The organism is Halobacterium rubrum (assembly GCF_021729015.1).
Taxonomy (GTDB): Archaea; Halobacteriota; Halobacteria; order Halobacteriales; family Halobacteriaceae; genus Halobacterium; species Halobacterium rubrum.
The window spans coordinates 428384-444795 of the sequence record NZ_JAJQQZ010000003.1; the positions used below are offsets into that span (position 1 = coordinate 428384).

General features: G+C 70.3%; 13 protein-coding genes. 4 read left to right on the forward strand and 9 right to left on the reverse strand.

The features are described from left to right. Nucleotides 1-17: 17 nt before the first annotated feature. A complete protein-coding gene (locus LT971_RS13610; RefSeq protein ID WP_237007487.1) occupies nt 18-2363 on the reverse strand; it encodes a GAF domain-containing protein in 2346 nt (781 codons plus the stop codon). Beyond that, nucleotides 2350-2967, reverse strand: a complete 618-nt coding sequence (locus LT971_RS13615; protein WP_237007488.1) for a response regulator — start codon at nt 2965-2967, stop codon at nt 2350-2352. The genes LT971_RS13610 and LT971_RS13615 overlap by 14 nt, the downstream gene beginning before the upstream one ends. 115 nt (nt 2968-3082) lie before the next feature. On the opposite strand from LT971_RS13615, the gene LT971_RS13620 reads away from it, so the two are divergent. After that, nucleotides 3083-3772, forward strand: a complete 690-nt coding sequence (locus LT971_RS13620; RefSeq protein ID WP_237007489.1) for a dolichyl-phosphate hexose transferase — start codon at nt 3083-3085, stop codon at nt 3770-3772. 59 nt (nt 3773-3831) lie between these two features. Then, complete coding sequence (locus tag LT971_RS13625) at nt 3832-4140, forward strand: hypothetical protein (RefSeq protein ID WP_237007490.1); 309 nt, start codon at nt 3832-3834, stop codon at nt 4138-4140. Nucleotides 4141-4182: 42 nt separating this feature from the next. Here LT971_RS13625 and LT971_RS13630 read toward each other — a convergent pair whose 3' ends face one another. The 7 genes from LT971_RS13630 to LT971_RS13660 form a co-directional block, all read right to left on the reverse strand. Next, nucleotides 4183-6240, reverse strand: a complete 2058-nt coding sequence (locus LT971_RS13630; RefSeq protein ID WP_237007491.1) for a DUF7846 domain-containing protein — start codon at nt 6238-6240, stop codon at nt 4183-4185. Nucleotide 6241: 1 nt separating this feature from the next. Continuing rightward, nucleotides 6242-7366: an ABC transporter ATP-binding protein gene (locus LT971_RS13635; RefSeq protein ID WP_237007492.1), complete on the reverse strand. Its 1125-nt coding sequence runs from the start codon at nt 7364-7366 to the stop codon at nt 6242-6244. Continuing rightward, nucleotides 7359-9023 carry an ABC transporter permease gene (locus LT971_RS13640; protein WP_237007493.1) on the reverse strand — a complete coding sequence of 555 codons (1665 nt, stop codon included), beginning with the start codon at nt 9021-9023 and terminating at the stop codon, nt 7359-7361. The genes LT971_RS13635 and LT971_RS13640 overlap by 8 nt, the downstream gene beginning before the upstream one ends. Continuing rightward, the gene (locus LT971_RS13645; protein WP_237007494.1) at nt 9024-10181 is read right to left on the reverse strand and encodes an extracellular solute-binding protein; all 1158 of its coding nucleotides are present in this window, start codon (nt 10179-10181) and stop codon (nt 9024-9026) included. A 203-nt stretch (nt 10182-10384) separates the two neighbouring features. Beyond that, nucleotides 10385-11539 carry an alpha-1 4-glucan-protein synthase gene (locus LT971_RS13650; RefSeq protein ID WP_237007495.1) on the reverse strand — a complete coding sequence of 385 codons (1155 nt, stop codon included), beginning with the start codon at nt 11537-11539 and terminating at the stop codon, nt 10385-10387. 85 nt (nt 11540-11624) lie between these two features. Beyond that, nucleotides 11625-12341, reverse strand: a complete 717-nt coding sequence (locus tag LT971_RS13655) for a hypothetical protein (protein WP_237007496.1) — start codon at nt 12339-12341, stop codon at nt 11625-11627. Further along, the gene (locus LT971_RS13660) at nt 12338-13843 is read right to left on the reverse strand and encodes a protein kinase family protein (RefSeq protein ID WP_237007497.1); all 1506 of its coding nucleotides are present in this window, start codon (nt 13841-13843) and stop codon (nt 12338-12340) included. The genes LT971_RS13655 and LT971_RS13660 overlap by 4 nt, the downstream gene beginning before the upstream one ends. Nucleotides 13844-13955: 112 nt before the next feature. Here LT971_RS13660 and LT971_RS13665 point away from each other — a divergent pair, with 112 nt between their 5' ends. After that, on the forward strand, nt 13956-15290 hold the full coding sequence (locus LT971_RS13665) for a glycerate kinase type-2 family protein (protein ID WP_237007498.1): 1335 nt from the start codon (nt 13956-13958) through the stop codon (nt 15288-15290). Nucleotides 15291-15373: 83 nt separating this feature from the next. Next, on the forward strand, nt 15374-16402 hold the full coding sequence (locus LT971_RS13670) for an LLM class flavin-dependent oxidoreductase (protein ID WP_237007499.1): 1029 nt from the start codon (nt 15374-15376) through the stop codon (nt 16400-16402). Nucleotides 16403-16412 lie beyond the last annotated feature (10 nt).

The window sequence follows — 16412 nt, forward strand, 5'->3', positions numbered from 1 at the left end:
AGACGCGTCGTGTCCGGTCAGGGCGCAGTGACCGGCGAGTCGTCGGGAGTGAACTCGAAGCGCGCGCCCCCGGCCTCGCTCTCCGCGAGCTCTACGCGCCAGCCGTGGGCCTGCGCGATGTCCTCGACGATGGACAGCCCGAACCCGGTGCCGTCCTCGCTGAACGTCTCCCCGGACTCGAAGACGACGTCCCGGTGCTCCGCCGGGATGCCGACGCCGTCGTCCGCGACGTAGAACCCCGTGCCGTCTTCGACGTCGAGTTCGCCGACGGTCACGGTGACGCCCCGGCCGCCGTGTTCGACGGCGTTCCCGAAGAGGTTCTCCAGCAGCGAGCCCAGCCGGGTCGGGTCGGCGTCCAGCGTCGGCGGGTCGTCCGTCTCCAGCGTCGCGTCCCGGGTCGTGACGTTCCGCCACGCGTCCTCGGCGGCGTCCGCCAGCGACACCGGGACCGTCTCCTCGAGGCTGCGGCCCTGTCGGGCGAGCGTCAGCACGTCGTCGACGATGTCCGCCATGCGTTCGAGCGCGTCGTCCACGCGCTCGAAGTGCTCGTCGGACTTCGTCTCCTCGGCCAGTTCCACGTAGCCCCGCGCGACGTTCAGGGGGTTCCGGAGGTCGTGGCTGACGATGCTCGCGAACTCTTCGAGGCGGTCGTTCTGCCGCTCGAGCTCGCGCTCGCGCTCCTTGCGCTCCGTGATGTCGGTGTACATCGCGTACCCCTGGACGTTGGGCTCCTCCAGCCGGAACGGCACCACGTCCAGCAGGAAGTCCCGGGGACCGTCGGCCGTCAGCCGCTGGACCTCGACGTTGATGTTCTGGCCGGCTTTCAGTTTCTCGTTGTAGAGGTCGGCCTCCTCCGTGCGGCTCGGCGGCACGATGTACTCGTCGATGTTCTCGCCGACGAGTTCGGTCTCAGTGTACCCGAACACCGACTCGAACGCCGAGTTCACTGACTGCACGATCGGCTGGCCGTCGTCGACGACGAAGCTCGCCGTCGGACTGGGGACGTTCTCGAACAGCGCCGCCAGCCGGTTGCGTTCGCTGCGGAGTTCGGTCTCCTGTTCCTGCAGCCGTCGTTCGCGTTCGGCGCGGTCCAGTGCGGCTTCGGCGTTGGTCGCGAGGACGCCCGCGAGGTCGCGGTCCTCGCGGGTCAGGACGCCGCTCTCCGTCGCCCCGACGAGGAGGATGCCGTGGTCGCCCAGCGGCAACAGGAACTCCTCCTCGATGGCCGTGTCGGGGTTGCTGGTCTTCGGGTGGCTGGGAACGTCTGTCACCCAGTCGGGCTCGCCGGAGTCGTAGACGTCCCAGGCGATGCTCTCGCCGGCACGCAACACCGGAGGGGTGCTGCCGCCGACTAGCCCGGAGTTGACCGCCGGCTGCAGTTCCTCGCCGTTCTCCGACGCGAAGAACACGCCGACGTACGGCAGATTCACGAGACCTTTCGCGGCGTCGACCATCACTGACGCGATCTCGTGGCGGTCCTCGCTGACGAACATCCGCCGCGTGGCGTCGTGCAGGCTCGTCAGCACGCGCTCGCGCTGGGCCTGCTCTGTGACGTCCCGGAGCTCCGCGAACGCGTCGACGCCGGCGTCGTCCGGCATCGGCTTCACGGTGACCTCGAGGAAGCGCATCGACGCCGGCGCGGCCAGCGACGTCTCGACACTGTGTGCCTCCTCGGCGGGGACCAGCTCCTCGGCGTCGGCCTCCAGCAGCTCGTCGAGGGCGCGCTCGCGGAGTTCGGCCTCGACCGCGTCGAACAGCGCTTCTGCCGCCTCGTTGGCGTACTCGACGCTGGCCGGCTCGCCGTTCCGGGTCGAGTACAGCACGAGGGGGTCGTCGGCGTCCTCGAACAGGGACCGGAACCGGCGCTCGCTGGCCGCGACGCGCTGCTGGGACCGGATGCGTTCGATGGCCCGGCTGGCGTGCTCGGCGAGCTGCTCGACGACGGCGACCTGTGCGTCGTCGAAGCCGCCGGGCTGCTCCCGGAACGCCTGGAAGACGCCGGCGTCACCGATGGGGACGGTAACGACCGAACGGGGCGCGTCCGCGGGAACGTCGTCGATCCGGGGGTCCTCGCGGACGTTCTCGACGTGGATGGTCTGGCCGGTCTGGAAGGCGCGGCCCGCCAGCCCCTCGTCGGCGCTGATGCCTGAGGTCTGGGGCGGCTCGCCGGTCCACGTTCGCACGGAGAGCACATCGCTGTCGTCGTGGTCTCCGGCGGCTGCGACCCGCGAGGTGAACTCGAAGGCGCGGTCCGCAGCGCTGGCCAGTTCCTCGAAGACCGTGTGGGTGTCCTCGGCCGTCGCTACTGCGGTCGCGTAGTCGAGGAGGTCGCCTCTGCTGCCCGCAGACTCACTCGCCGTCATCTGTCTCGCCAGGGTCGTCTGACAGCCGCCTGAACAGTACCTCGTAGTCAGCGTCGTCGAAGTCGGCGACGACGTCGTCGAGGCTCCCGCGGAGGTCGGCGAGGTCGTCCTCGAGGCCGGCGAACTCCTCGGATTCGGTCACCGAGGGGTCGTCGGACCCGGAGAGGAGGGCTTGCTTGCGTGCGGCAGCGAAGAATTCAGTGACGGTGTCGTCGTACGTCGAGCGACGGAGCAGGCGTTCGACGGTCTCGAGGAGCGTCTCTCTGTCGACCGGCTTGCGGAGGTAGTCGTCGAATCCGAGGTCGATGATGTCCAGTTCCGGTTCGACGGCTGTGACCATGGCGACTCGGCACTCGATGCCCCGGTCCCGGAGCTCCGAGAGCACTTCGTCGCCCGAGATGTCCGGCATCTGGCGGTCGAGCAGGACCACGTCCACGGCGGCGTCGAGCGCGTCGAGCGCGTCGGTGCCGTCGTAGGCGGTCCGCACGTCGTAGTCGTCCTCGAGCCAGATGGTGTAGAGGTCGGCGAGCCCGCGTTCGTCGTCGACGACGAGCACCGTCGGGTCGTGCTCGTCTGTCGTGGCGTCCGTGTCGGCGTCACTCATTGTTGGGGGGCGTCCCGTTGTCTCATGCGGTGATGGGAGTGAACGTATTTATGGTTTTGCACCTCGTCGAAGTTTTTGGTAAGCCTAAAATAGTCGTGGTGGGTACGACGCGACAATGACGGACGGCCCGTACACGCTCGACGACGTCACTGTCGCCATGGGGACGTACAACGAGGAGGCAGCCATCGAGACCGTGCTCACCGACATCGCCGACCTCACGGACGACCGCGCCAGCGTCGTCTGCGTCGACGGCTCCAGCGACCGCACGCCCGAAATCGCGCGAGAACACGGCGCGACCGTCATCGAACAGGAGCCCCGCGGGTACGGCGTCGCCGTCGCCGCCGCGCTCCGCGCCGCCGACACCCCCGTCGTCGTCACCACCGACTGCGACGACACCTACCCGATGGACCGCATCCCGGACTTCCTCGACCGCATCAACGAGGGCTACGACGTCGTCAGCGGCGACCGCCTCTACTGGGGCGCCGACACCATGCCGGCGTTCAACCGCTTCGGGAACGCCGCCTTCGCCGCCATCACGTCGCTGCTCGTCGGCGAGCGCGTCCACGACACCACGACTGGGATGCGCGCCTACCGGAAAGAGGTCGTCGACGACATCGACTGGACGCAGAACACGGGCCTCTCGGCGGAACTGCTGATTCGCCCGCTGTGCCGGGACTACGACGTCGTCGAGGAGCCCATCGCGTACGCCGACCGGCTCGGCGAGACGAAACTCGACCCCCTCGAGGGCGGCGCCGAGATTCTCGGCTCCATCCTCAAAGTCTGCGCCGAAGAACGACTTCCTTGAGGGGCTGAAACTGCCGAAATCACCGGTAGCTATAAGCTCTTGTCGGTCGTATTAGTAGTATGGTAAAGAACGGCAACTACCCGACCACCCGCACTCCCGCCAAGACCGTCCGCTCCTACGTCGCACGCTCCTTCTACGCTCGCGTGCGTGGATGGACGCCGCTGGTAGCGAAGGCGCTCGCGGGACTGCTGGCGTGGACCGGCCTCTGGTACGCGCTGTTCGTCACCACCGCCACCCCGCAGGTCGCCCAGCTCGCCGCCGTCGGCTTCTGGTTCGGCTGGCTGTTCGTGGTCGCGGTTCTCGTCTTCCTCGCCGGCGTGCTGGTGACTGGTGCCATCCGCGACGTCCGGAAACCGGTTCTGGCCTGACTCCGCAGTTCTCCAGCTCGAATTTTTCGCCGCTGTTCTCATTCAGTTCGCCGTGACCGACGCGTTCAACCACGAGCCGTCGGGCCCGACGCCCTCGACGTAGACGGGCGACTCGTCGCAGGCCCGGAGGTTCGTGCAGAGTTCCTGGGACGGCGTCAGCGCGCGATAGCCGCCGCCACCGGCCGCCGTGACCGGCACCACGACCCGGTACGTGAACCCGGCGCCGTACCCGCCGTCCACGAGCACCTCGACGGTCACGTCGTCGCCCGCCAGCGCCAGTGACTCGTTGCGCGTCGGCGTCACCGGTCCACTGGGAGTGACGCGGCCGTCGTCGACGACCACGGAGACGGTCGCCTCGTCGCGAGTGGCGACGCCGTCGAGCACGTACCGCTCGCGGGCGTCGCCGGACTCGACGGTGACCGTCACGCTCGCGGCCCACGACGGCACGCCGAACGACGTCGTCGCAGTCACCGACTGGCCGGACGCGACCTCGACCTCACGCAGCACCGGGTCGACCGGCTCGCCGCCGTGTGGCGTCCACGTCCCCCGGTACGCGTACCGGTAGAGGTCGCGGTCGGGGTACGCTGTGGCGACCTCGGCGGCGTGGTCGTGGAGCGCGTACACCGTGTCGCCGTCGAATCCGGGGTCGTTGCGGAGCGCCTGGAACGGGTGGTTGAGCCAGTCCCCGTACGGGTCCGGGACGAACACCACGGCGTCCCCGGGCGGCGCTGGTTCGAATGGCTCGTAGGCGGCCTCGTACTGGTCGGTGACGGCCGCGTTCTCCTCGAGCTTCGTGGCCGTCGCGGTGGCGGCGCTCGCCCCGACGACCGCGCTGGCGACGAGCACGAGGGCGGCAGTCACCGCGACCGCCTGCCGGCCGTCCAGACGGGCGGCGGCCGTCGAGCGCGCGCGGTCGGCGAGCGCGAGCAGCCCGACGGCAGCGAACGCGCTCGCCGGCACGAGGAGGTCGTAGTGGTAGTACGGGCCGAGCGTGTGAATCAGGCCGTCGCTCGGGTCGGGAAGCGCACCGAGGACGTTCCGGTTCCCCCAGAACGCGAGATTCCCGACCACTACGCTGACCGCCACGCCACCCAGCACGGCCTGTTGCCACGGCCAGCCCCGGCGCCGAGTGACGAACACCCCGAGGCCAGCGAGCAGACTGCCCAGTGCGCCGAACGGCGCCCAGTCCAGCAGGAACGCCCCGACGACCTCGGCGTTCGACCGCACAGCCAGCGAGAGCGTGTAGTCCTGCGAGTAGCCCAGAATCTCCCGGTAGCCGAACCCGAGCCCGTCGAGCGGCGCGAACGCCTGATACGGGAACACCAGCGGGTCGCCGGTGACGACGGCGTTGTAGCCGAGTGCGACTGCGACCCCGGCAGTGCCGAGGCCCGCGGTCGCGACTCGACGAGCGACGAGGCTCGGGACCGTGCGCTCGCTGAACGTCGTGGCCAGTGGATCGCGGAGCGTCCAGACGGCGTGGACGACGAACGGCGCCGCGAACAGGACCGCCGTGTACGGGCGAGCGAAGAACGCCAGCCCGACGGCGGCGCCTGCGACTGCGGCCCAGCCCGTGCTGGCAGTGCGTTCCGCGCGGAAGTACGCCAGCGCGAACGCGAGGTTCAGCATCGTCGTCGGCGCGTACGGGAGGAAGACACCGGCCTGCACGAGGAACAGCGGCGACGCCAGCAGCGCGACCGCAGCCGTGACCGCCGTCCGACGGTCCCAGGCCTCGCGCACCACGCCGTACAGCAGGGCGACGTTCGCGCCCGCCACAGCGGGGAGCGCATAGCGGTACGAGCCGGCGACGAGTTCGCCGAGCGCGTAGACGGCGGCGGTCGGCGGCGAGTACTTGGAGTAGAGGCCGCGAGCGGACTCGACGAAAAACCACGGCCGGAACGCGCCCTCGACGGGCGGCTGGAGGAACAGCCGGCCCTCGAGGAGCATCGCAGCCTGCTGGAGGTAGACCGCTTCGTCGTGGTTCGTGGAATGATACGGGAAGACGAGGACGGAGACGGCGTACGCCAGCACGGCGGCGACGCCCGCCAGCGCGGCCGGCGCGAGCGGTGCGCGAGCGAGCGCGCGGCGGAGCCGGGCCCGCATACTACTCGGTGGGGTACCACGCCAGCGAGTGGTCGCTGACGAGGTCGACTGTCACCGGCTCGCCGACGCCCATGTCCTCGGCGTGGTTGTGGAGGCAACGCACCACGTCGCCGTTGTCGAGTTCGACGTGGTAGATGAACGACGGGCCGGTGTACTGTCGTTTGACGATGGTGCCGTTTCCGCTGTCGCTGGTGGCGGGGACGGCGCGCAGGTCGTCCGGTCTGACGAGCACGTCGACCATCGCCCCCTGATAGCCGTCAGTGAGGCCTTTGAGCAGCGTCCGGTCGTACGAGCCGATGGCGGTGTCGACCGTGTCCGACCCCACGCGCGCCGAGAGGAACGCCGCCTGCCCGAGGAAGGAAGCCACGAACCGCGACTCGGGGTGCTCGAAGACGCCCTCGGGGTCGCCGACCTGCTCGATGCGGCCGTCGTTCAGGACGGCGACGCGGTCGGAGATCGAGAGCGCCTCCTCCTGGTCGTGCGTGACGGAGACGGCGGTCACGCCGGCCTCCTTGAGGATGCGCCGGACCTCCTCGCGCATCTCCACGCGTAGCCGCACGTCCAGATTCGAGAACGGCTCGTCGAGCAGGAGGATGTCCGGCTCGGGCGCGAGGCTGCGCGCGACGGCGACGCGCTGTTGCTGGCCGCCCGAGAGCTGGTCGACCGACCGGTCGCCCATGTCGGGCATGTCCACGAGGTCGAGCATCTCCGCGACGCGTTCGCTGGTGGCGTCGTCGTCCCAGTCCGAGAGCCCGAACGCGACGTTCTCCTCGACGGAGAGGTGCGGGAACAGCGCGAAGTCCTGGAAGATGATGCCGACGCCGCGGTCCTCGGCGGCGACGAACGTCTCCGGACCGGCGACGGTCTTCCCGCCGAGTTCGATGCTGCCCTCGGTCGGCCGCTCGAGTCCGGCGAGCATCCGGAGTGTCGTCGTCTTCCCGCAGCCCGACGGCCCCAGCAGGGTGAGGAGTTCGCCGTCCTGGACGTCCAGGGACACGTCGGTGACGGCGGTTTCCGTGCCGTAGGCCTTCGTGACGCCGTCCAGTTCGAGGACGGTGTCGGCGTCCGCGAAGTCGTCGGTGGCGGTGTCGTCGTGGTCCTGCCGTTGGGAAGCGGGTTCAGCCATTGTATCGTTCCTGTGCGAGGATGACGACCATCGAGAGCGCCGAAACGCCCACGAGCACGAGGGCGGGAATCGCGGCGGCGCCGTACGAGCCGGCTCCTCTGACCAGCCAGATGTACGACACCAGGGTTTCAAAGCCTATCGGACTCAGCATGAGCGTCGCCGGCAGCTCTTTCATCGTCGTGAGGAAGACGAGCGCGGCGCCGGCGGCGACGCCGGGTGCGATGAGCGGCAGCGTCACCTCCCGGAATGCGCCCGTCGAGGAGCGGCCCAGCGAGCGCGCGGCCTCTGTGAGCTTCGGGTCGACCTGCAGGACTGACGACCGGACGGTGCCGACCGCTTGCGGGAGGAATCTGACGACGTACGCGAACACGAGCAGCGGCACCGTCTTGTAGACTGACTGGACGACGCCGGTGACCGCGTCAGCGCCGACGGGCAGCCACCACGTCAGGAGGTCGACGCTCGTCGTGAGGTAGATGAGCGCGACGCCGATGACGACGCCGGGGACCGCGTAGCCGACGTACGTGAGGCGGTCGACGACCGTCGAGGTCACCGACGTCGAGCGGGCGCTGTAGCCGGCGACCGGCAGCGCCAGCAGCGTCGCGACGACGGCGGCGCCGACGGCCACCCGCAGGGAGTTCCACGCGGCCGTCGGGTCGAACTCGAAGACGGCTTCGCCGCCCCGGACCAGCCACCAGACGAGCACGCCCAGCGGGACGCCCAGACAGAGGACGGCGACCAGCGAACAGAACGCGAGCGCGGGCCACTTCCAGACACCGAGTTCGACGCGATTGGCCCGGCTGGCGCCCCGGGAGATGTACGCGCTCGTCGACCCGCCGACGCGGGATTCGAGCGCGAGCACCACGGCGACGATGGCGAGCAGCTGCAGGGACAGCATCGCCGGGTAGCCCTCGGGGACGCCGAGGCTGCGCTGGGCGACGTATATCTGCTGGGTGAACACCTCGTAGCGCATCAGCGACGGGGTCCCGAAGTCCGAGAGCGCGTACAGCGAGGACAGCAGCGTGCCGGCGGCGACGCCGGGCAGAATCTGGGGGACGGTGACCCGCTTGAACGCCTCCCAGCGGGAGTGGTTCAGCGTGCGCGCCGCCTCGACGAGCGTGCCGTCGAACGAGAGCAGCGCCGCGCGCGTCGTGAGGAACACGTAGGGGTACGTGAACAACACGAGGGTGAGTGCTGCGCCGTGGAGGCCGTAGATGGCGGGAATCCGTTCGACGCCGAGGGGCGCCAGCAGGTCCGCGAGCTCGCCGCGCGGCCCGAAGGCGGCGATGAACGTGAACGCCCCGATGTAGCTCGGGACGACCAGTGGCAGCGCGCCGACGACCGTCCAGAACCGGCGGAACGGCAAGTCGGTCTGGACGGTGAGCACAGCGAGCGGGACGCCGACGGCGACGCAGCCGACGGTGACGATGCCGGTGAGAACGACGCTGTTGACGGCGACCTGCACGCTGCTGGGCTGGGTGACGAGCCCGAGCAGGTGGCCGAGGCCGTAGTCGGTGGCCTGCACCACGAGGACGATAATCGGCAGGGAGACGACCGCCGCGACAGCGCCCGCAGTGACGGCCAGAGAGAAGCCGGCGGCTCCGTCGTCGTCGCCGGTGCCGTCGTTCCGGAGGCGGTCGAGTCGGTCGCTGGTTGCCATCTACGAGAGGATGCCGACGTCGCGCAGGAGCTCCAGCGTCGGCTGGATGTCCGAGAGCTTCTGGAAGTCGAGCTCCGGCGGTTCGAGTTCGCCGAGGCTCGGCAGCGGCCCGACCGGTTCGACGTCGGGAATCATCGGGTAGCCGAAGCCGCGGGTCGCGAAGAACTCCTGGGCTTCCGCGGAGAGGAGGTGGCGGATGAAGTTCTCGCCGAGTTCGGCCTTGTCGGTGCCCTCGAGGACGGACGCGCCGGCGGCGTTCACGAGCGACCCGGCGTCGTTTTTCGTGAACGTGACGTCGATGGGGGCGTCCGAGCGGCCGGCGAGCACGAGCATCGTGTAGTAGTGGTTCGCGAAGCCCGTGGCGAGTTCGCCGTTGGCCGTCGACTGCGCGACGAGGTACTCGTTGTTGTAGCGGTTGACGTTCTGGGCGAGCATCCCGTTGAGCCACTCGCGGGTGGCGTCCTCGCCGCGGATGTGGCGCATCGCGGTGACGAAGCCGTGGAACGCGCCGTAGGTCGGTGCCCAGCCGACGTTGCCCGCGAACCGGGATTCGGTCGCGAAGGCGTCGATGCTGTCGGGCATCTCGGACTCGCTGAACTGGTTGGTGTTGTAGGGGATGGCGCGCGAGCGACCGGCGACGCCGACCCACGTGTCGTCGGGGTGGTACCGGTCGAAGGCGGGAGAGACCGTGTCACTGGAGAGCGTGGTGGACGCGCCGTTCTCGCTGACGTACGCGAGTGACCCGATGTCGACCGACCAGAAGACGTCCGCCTGCGTGGTGGCGCTCTCGTGCTCTTGGACGATGGTGTTCGCGAGCTGGGACGACGGCTGGGTGTCCCAGGTGACCTCGAAGTCGTCGTAGTACTGATTGAACAGCTCCAGCAGGTTGGTGTAGCGGCCACCTTCGCCGCCACCGAGGTAGACCGCGAGCTCGCCCTCGAGGTCGTCGAGTTCTTCGATGGAGGTGCCGCCCGGGGCGCCGCGCCCGGAGACGTACTCGCCGGAGCCACGGAAGTCGCCGATGCCGGGCGCGTCGTCGCTGCTCCCGTTTTCGCCGCCGCCGCCGAGAACGCCGTTACAGCCTGCGAGACCGCTTATCGTCGCTGCGCCGGTTGCCGCGAGGAACTTCCGACGGTTGAGTCCAGCTCGGTCGGACATACTCGGAATTAGGCTCGCCTAAAACCCTTATACCTGCCGGTTCGGTCCCAGCCACTGGGACGAGACTGTGCGAGTGTCGACACGACGACGGCGCCGCTGTCCCGGAGCGCCAGTCGGTTAGAACGTCCGTCGTCTGAGCGGCGGTCAGTGAGAGCGGGCGGCGGTCGGGCACGCAGCCAGTCAGTGTGCCGGCAGCCAGACAGTCAGTCGTCGCTGGCGGTCGCTGCGACCTCGCGGTCGGCGAGCGCGTCCAGACACGCCACCCAGTCCAGCAGGTACTCGCCGCACTCGTTGAGGAACGCGCCGTTGTTGTACTCCTCGTAGTCGCCGGCTGCGAGCCGCCGGCCGACGGCTTCGGCGACGGCCGTGTACGTGTCGTCGGCGGGGTCGACGGCGGCGACCTCCTTCCAGAAGTGCTCGTTCAGTTCGAGGCCCGCGACCTCGTTGGCGAGGTCGTCGAACGTCGACCGCGGGGCCTTGTTGTGCTCGCACAGCGGCGCGCCGTTGTAGATCTCGCCGCCGACCACGTCGGCCGCGCGCTTCAGCAGGACGCCGCTCCAGATGTCGTCGAAGCGGCCGACGTCCCAGGCGTTGTCGTCCATCGGGAACTGGTAGAACGCCGGAATCACCTCCCGGCGGAACGCGAGGTTCATCGAGCAGACGGTGAGGTAGTCGCCCTCGCCGGCGACGAAGTCGCGGTCGAAGTCCTCGAAGCCGGTACGGGTCTGGGCCTGCCCCTGCAGGTCTCCGTCCATCAGGATGCGAACGGCGTCGAGGTCCGGGACGTTCGTCCAGAGGCCCTGCGAGGCGACGACGTGGTCCGTCTCGGTCGTCGTCGTCTCGACGGCCTCGTCCATCGCCGAGTAGGGGTAGCCCCGGGGGTAGAGGTCGGCGTCGGACTGGTAGAGGACGTTCACCCAGTCCTCGTCGCTGGAGGCCTCCTCCACCTCGCCGTCGTGGTGGAGGTTCTCGAGGTGGGTGCCGAAGAAGTCCCACTCGTCGTGGGGGAGCGTGTCGTCGTCGATGAACACGCCGTAGTCGAAGTCGTCGTGTGCCCACATGTACAGCAGCCCGAACGAGGTCTGGGCGTGGCTGGCTGCGGGCACGAGGTGGTCGTACTCGGCGACGCCCTGCTCGGCGTACCACTGCTCGCGCGCCTCGCCGTCGAAGACGGCGCCGGCGACGCCCTCCTCGTCGAGCATCTCGCGCATGCCCTCGGTGTCACAGAAGTCCTCGGTGACGAGGACGACGAACAGGCGGTCGAGGTCGAAGCCGTGCTGGCGGGCGTTCTCGAAGTACGACCGCATACACTCGTACTCCCGGATGGTCGGAACGACGACGCAGACGTCTCGGGTCATCTGTTGCTCGCCTCTATTTAGGCCGCCCTAAAGTGTGTGTCGATGTTTAGGCGCCCCTAACGAATCGGGTGGCGGGCGCGAACGGTCACGTGAGGCCCGCGACCGACTGCTGGAGGCGAATCGTCGGCGGCACCAGCAGTCCACCCAGCAGCACCACGAAGACGTACCGGGTGCTCTCGGCAGCCGCCCCCGGCAACAGCAGCCCCAGCAGGCCGGCGACGGCCACACCGGTGGCAGCCACCAGCACGAACACCAGGTGGCGACGCAGCGTGTCCATCGTCGTCCCGTGCGCCAGCGCCTCCAGTCGCTCGCTGAACACGACGCCGTACGTGGCGAACGCCAGCGCGCCGAGCCCGCGCAGCAACACTGTCACCGTCGTCTCCCCGAGCAAGACGACGACGACCCACTCGACGGCGACCACGACCACGAACCCGAACTCGACGAGCCGCAGCGTCGACAGCGGGATCTCGCGGTCTTCCGGCGCCGGAGCGAGCGCGCTCGCGTAGTACACCTCCCGCATCGAGAACGCCACGAAGGCGATGGTGAACAGCAACGACAGGTCCGCGAACGCCCACACAAACTGGCCGCCGCCGGCCACCGTGCCGGCCAGCCCGAACGCACCGAACAGCGACACGGCCAGCCCCACGTACGTCAGGTACCCCCAGAAGTCGCGGTGCCCCTCGAGGCGGTCCAGCGAGTAGTTCTGCGTCGCGTAGTAGGTGAACCCGAGACCGGCGACCACGAGGATGCCGTACCCGGTGAACGCCACCGCGTCCAGCACCGCAGCCGGGCTGGCTGTCACGGCGCCACCTCCCCGGCCAGGTCACCGGCGAGCCGGTCGAACGCCGTCTGGAAGCCCAGTACCGTCTCGAACCGCGCCTGCTTGTCCGTCGCCAGCGACCGGTCGAAGAGGCTGTCGACGGCCGCCGGCAGCGCCGGGTTCCGGTGGGACGCCGGCACCACCGACTCGCCCGTGACCGGCGGCTCCCCAGTCAGCAGGTAGTACGCCAGCGCGCCCAGCCCGAAGACATCCGTCGACTGGTCGAACCGGCCGTACGTCCCCGGGTTGCGGTGCTCCGGCGCCGCGAACTGTCGCGGAATCGGCGGCGTTCGCAGGCCGCTCGTGGCGTGCGCGAACCCCCAGTCGGCCACCAGCGGCGCGTCCCACGCCCCCACCGGCGTCTCGAGGTACCGAATCACGCCCGGGTGGAGGCCACCGTGGACGACGCCGCGAGCGTGCGCGTAGCTCACCGCCCGCGTAATCCGGTCGACGAGCCACGTGGCCTCCGCGATGGTGTTCGGTGCGCCCCGCTGCGCGAGCGTGTCACCGTCGTCGTATCTGGTCGCCGCCCAGTCCTCGCCCGCGCCGAGCACGCTCTCCACGTGGTCGTGGTCGTCGACGGCCGCCCACTGCCCTAGCGCGTTCTGGAAGGCCTCGCGGACGGCCTCGTCGGTCGCGTCCAGCCGCCGGAACGTCACCAGCCCGTGTTCGAGCGTGTCGTCGACGATCGACGCCCGGAAGTCCGTCGTCAGCGGCGTGCTCCCGATTTTGAGGTCGGGCTCGAGGTCCGCCCGCGTCACCGTCACGGACGGCGGGTCCGGGATTTCCGCCGGTGGGTGCTCCTGTGGCGCGTCGTCGGCCGCCCCCGCGTCCACCGGCGCGTCCTTCCCGAACGAGACGTACACCGGGTGTGCGGGGTCCTCGTCGTCGCCGACGGTGATCACCTCGACGTCGTCCGGGAGGAGGTCGGCGTACGCCTCCGCAGCGCGCACGAGCATCGGGTAGCCGGCGTCGTCGGCGCGCGCAGCGATAGCCTCGGTCACGTCCCGGAACGCCTCCTCGGCGTACCGCGCCAGCAGCTGGTCCTCGTCCGCGGTAAGTTCCGCCAGTTTCGACAGGCCAGTCGTCGCCCGGCCCGGGTAGCGCTTCGTCACGCCCGCTACCGCGACGGCGCCGTTCTGTCGGACCAGCTGGTCGTCGGCGTCCGTCAGCTCGACCAGCTCGGAGAACTTCACGGAGAGCGCGTCCGGCTGGCGCTCCGCGAGCTCCGCCACCACCCACGTGGCGCCGCGACGCACCCAGCGGTCGTCGTCGTCGACGCACGCGACCACGTCGTCGAGGTGTGCGCGGACCGCCGTCGGGCGCCGCGACGCGGCCTCGACGAGCCGCCACGCTGCGCCCGCGCGTTCGTCGGAGTCCTCGCTGTGCAGTCGCTCGGCGAGCTCGGCGACATCGTCCGTGTCGACGGACGACTGGAGCTCGGCGACAGCCTCGGAGTCGACGCCTCGGCGCTGTGTATCCATCGACCGTATCGGTCGTACCCTCTCGCCGCCCCCAATTGAACGTTTGGCTTCGCGGTCTGCAACTGGCCCGCCAGCCCGGGTAATTTTGCCGCGCGCACCCGTCGGGGCGGGTATGGTGACGATTCGTGACCGCACGGCGCTCGCGGACACGCCGGCCAGAGACACGGCGCTGGCGTGTCTCGAGGCCGGCGTCGAGGCGGCGCAGCCACGACGGGTCGTCCCCGAGACGGTCGCAGTCGACGGCGAAACCCTGCGCGTGCAGGACGCGACCCACGACCTCGCCGCCTGCGACGCGGTCGTGGTGCTGGGCGGCGGGAACGCGGCGGCGCAGGTCGCTCGCGCGCTCCACGACGTCCTCGGGGACCGGCTCGACGGTGGCGTCGTGGTGACCGACGACCCCGTCGACGTGCCCGGGGTCGACGTGCTGGCGAGCGACCACCCCGTCCCGTCCGAGCGCGGCGTCGCCGCGACGGAGCGCCTGCTCGCCGCGGCACGAGATTGCGGTCCGGAGACGCTCGCGCTCGCAGTCCTCACGGGCGGCGGGAGCGCCGTGCTGCCCGCGCCCGCCGGCGACCTCGATCTCGCCGACCTCCGGGCGACCACGGACGCGCTGCTGGACTCGGGGGCCCCAATCCACGACGTGAACGCCGTGCGGAAGCACTGCTCGGCGGTCAAGGGCGGCCGGCTCGCGCGGGCGCTCGCCCCGGCGACGGTCGTCACGCTGGCGTTCAGCGACGTGGTCGGCGACGACCTCGACGTCGTCGCCAGCGGCCCGACGGTCCCGGACCCGTCGACCTACGGGGACGCGCTGGCAGTCCTCGACGAGCACGACGTCGACGTGCCGTCGCGCGTCCGCGAGCACCTGCAGGCCGGCGCTGCCGGCGACCGCCCGGAGACGCCGAAGCCCGGCGACGAGCTCTTCGAGGAGACGACCGCGCACGTGCTCGCGAACGGCCGGACGGCCCTCGACGCCGCCCGCGAGACCGCACGTGAGCGGGGGTACGAGCCCCTCGTGCTGTCGGCGGAGATCGAGGGTGAGGCGCGCGAGGTCGGCGGCGTCCACGCCGCGATAGCGCGCGAAGTGAGGGCGACCGGCGACCCGGTCGAGCCGCCGGCCGTCGTGCTCTCCGGCGGCGAGCTCACGGTGACCGTCGCGGGCGACGGTGACGGCGGTCCGAACCAGGAGTGCGCGCTCGCCGCGGCGGCGTCCGGAGTACCCGAGGGGGCCGCGTTCGCCTGCGTCGACACCGACGGCATCGACGGCGCCAGCGAGAACGCCGGCGCCGTCGTGGACCGAGAGAGCGTCGAGGACCCGGCAGCGGCGCGCGCGGCGCTCGACGACAACGACGCCGGCGGCTTCCTCGCAGACCGGAACGCCCTGCTCCGGACCGGGCCGACAGGGACGAACGTCAACGACCTCCGGGTGCTCGTGGTCGAATCGGTGTGACGCGAGCAGCGGGGCGCGCCCGGAGACGCCGGGAGCGCTGCTGGTAGCCGAATCGTTTTCTCCCGCAGCGCCCGAGGACCCCCGTGGACCTCTCTATCGTCGACCTCTCTCCGGTCCCCGACGGCGGCACGGCCACCGACGCCTACGCGAACACCGTCGACGCCGCCCGGCAGGCCGAACGCCTCGGCTACGAGCGGTTCTGGGTCGCCGAACACCACGGCATGGGCGACACGCTCGCGGGGACGACCCCCGAAGTACTGCTCGGGCACCTCGCCGCCGAGACCGACGAGATTCGGCTCGGCTCCGGCGCGGTGTTGCTGAACCACTACAGCCCGCTGAAGGTCGCCGAGCAGTTCGGCGCGCTGGACGGCCTCGCGCCCGGCCGAGTGGACGCCGGGCTCGGGCGGGCGAACGGCTCGCCGGCGGTCGACAGCGCGCTCGGGACGGAGCGCCACGTCAGCGACCCCGACGGCGACCACCGCGAGAAGGTCGAGTCCGTCCTCTCCCACCTCTACGACGACTTCCCGGAGGGACACGCCTACGCCGACATCGAGATTCCGCGCTCGGGCGAGCGTCCGCCGGTGCCGTGGTTGCTCGGGTCCAGCCCGTCCAGCGCCGCCATCGCGGGCGAACTCGGGCTGCGGTACTGCTTCGCGGCGTTCATCCGGCCGCAGTTCGCCACCCACGCCTTCGACGAGTATCGCGACACGTTCGAGTCGTCGCGGCTCCCCGGCGGCGTCGACGAGCCCGAGGGCGTCGTGGCGGTGAACGCGGTGTGCGCGGAGACCGACGAGGAGGCCGCCCGGCTGCGGGCGTCCGCCGAGGCGTCGTTCCTGCGCATGAAGCGCGGCGAGGTCGGCACGACGCCCGGCGTGACGGAAGCCATCGAGGAACTCGGCGGCGTCCCGGAGCCGACGCCCGAGACCCTCGACGAGGACGAGTGGCCGCGCGCCATCTCCGGCAGCCCGGAGACGCTGGCGGGTCTCCTCGAGCAGCTCGCCGACCGGGTCGGCGTCGACGAGGTGATGGTCCAGCACGTCGTCCCCGACCACGAGGCGGCCCTCCAGTCGCACGAACTGCTCGCGGACGGCGTCGGTATCGACGCCCACTGAGCAGGCGGGA